Here is a 2,082-nt window from a genome sequence, read left to right as displayed (position 1 = left end):
TACCAAACCCCCGCTTAACAATCAAACCACCCTATTGCCCTATAAGAGCACTTATGAGGTGGTGCAAAGGGCTAAAGAACAAGGCCTTAGCCCCGCGCAGACTAAAGTGTTGGTGCAAGAAAACAAAGAGCGCATCGCGGGGTTATTGCCTTATAAAAGAGAAGTGGATATTAAGGGCGTGATTTTTAAAGAAGACATTAAAAGCACGATGCAAATCCTCCAAGAAGGCAGGCAAGCGTATTTAAACCACGCCCAAATTTTACAAGCCTTAAACAAGGCCAAAGAGCTTAAAAGCACAGCCCCAAGCGCATATGAATTAACCCGACACAAACAAAGCAGATTAGCCCAGTTGCAGGATGGGGCATTAGAAGAGGAGTGGCTAACAACTTTTAATCTTAAAAGCCTTGATGCGCCCTTTATTCCTAGTTTTAGCCCCCAAGTGCAAGAAGCTTTAGAGCCTATACTCAAAGGGGAGCCAATCAAACTCACTAGGGGGAGCTTGGTTAAATTAGAAAAACGCCAAAGAGAAGAGTTTTTGCCCTTGATTAAGCCGACTTTAGAGCAAAGCGATATGATTTTAAGGGACAAAGAAAATGCGTTAATCTTTGTTAAAGATATGGGTAAAAAATATTATTTTACCAGCGTAGCCCGTTCCAATGATGGATCTTGGACGATCCGCACCAATTCCTATAAAACTTTAAATAGGCTGAAGAATATTGTTAGTGATTTAGGGGAAGTGTTATACATTGATGAGAAAGCCCCAAATATACTCGCTGAGACTTTTAAGGCTAAAACGTTTTCTAACCAACTCACCGATGATTCTAGCGCAATAGGGCTTAAGGGGCAAATTAAACCCAACCCCGCTTTTGGGGAGAATTTTAAAGAATTTGCGCTTAAGGGGAAAGAAGCAGTGGCCAAACTCTTGCAAGAGAAACGCGGGCAAGTAGCCGGGGCGTTTTACCGCCCAGACTTAGGCGAGAGTGGGGGGTATATTGATTTAGTGTGGGGAGCAAACGCGCAGCGTTTGCAAGCGCAGCGTTTGCAAGGCTTAAAGGGAGCTAATGGCAAGCCGCTTAAACCTTATGGCTTAAGCAAGATTGTAGAAAAGCATCTTGAGGATTTTAGCCCTTTTGAGGGGAATACGCCTTTTGAGAAGTTGGGTCATGGGATTGAGGAGATCATAAGAAGGGGGGATTTAGTTACCGACCAAGCGGGCGTAAAAACCATCATTCTAAAAGACAATGGCAGAGAATTTAGGGTAGGGGTTTCGCAGGGCTGGGAGCATAAAGGCAAAAACTACTGGATTGTTACGGCATATGAGAATAGAAAGTCCCCCGCGCAGAAGTTCGACCAAGTCGCGGCTAAGTCTGGGCATGGCTCCGATCTTGCCCAAAAGGACTTAGACGAGCATACCACAACCCCCCTTAAAGCCCAAACCCCCAAGAGCGCAGAAGAGCTAATAGAGTCTTTAGCTGTGGATAACGCAACGGCTAAAAAGTATAATATGCATTACTCCCATGACCCTAGATATATTTTAAGCGATCAGCATGAGGCGTTTAAAAAACTCTTTGGCATTAAAGAAGGCGATGACCCCTTTACCCCCAATATGCCCAAAGAAGTCTTAGAAGCCTTGCAGAGTGCCCAAAAAAAGCCCTTTAAAGTGCGTAGCAAAGATTTTTATTTTGGATTGACCGATGGCTATGCCCCCTATTTTAAACAGACCTTAGAACACCCCGATGCGGTGTTTCAAGATGAGTTTTTTATGTATCTTGTTAAAAACATTGATGGTAAGATATTTGCGTTTAGGGCTGAAAATAGCACGGATGCAAAATACTTTGAAAGACTCTACCCCTATGAGTTAGAGGGCTTACAAGAAAGAGCTACACGGCTTGGCAATGGCGTTAAAGCCAAATCATATACACAACTCACAAAGGAAGAGAGGGGGGTAAGACGCGCAAATACCCAAGCCAAACAAGAGGAGGCTAAAGCCAACAAACCCCCCTTAAAAAAGCCCAAGGACTACAAACAGCCCCAAAGTTTAGAGGGGCTAGAAGAGTTGCCTAAGATTGCGCCCAAAGACCC

General features: G+C 44.2%; 1 protein-coding gene. It reads left to right on the top strand.

Annotation, left to right across the window (positions count from 1 at the left end; genetic code table 11):
• Positions 1–2,082: putative barnase/colicin E5 family endoribonuclease (locus FNE76_RS07990; protein WP_268903670.1), on the top strand; the 2,082-nt coding region annotated here is incomplete at both ends.

It is taken from the genome of Helicobacter mehlei, from assembly GCF_007280785.1.
Taxonomy (GTDB): domain Bacteria; phylum Campylobacterota; class Campylobacteria; order Campylobacterales; family Helicobacteraceae; genus Helicobacter; species Helicobacter mehlei.
This window is presented reverse-complemented; position numbering and strand designations above follow the sequence as displayed.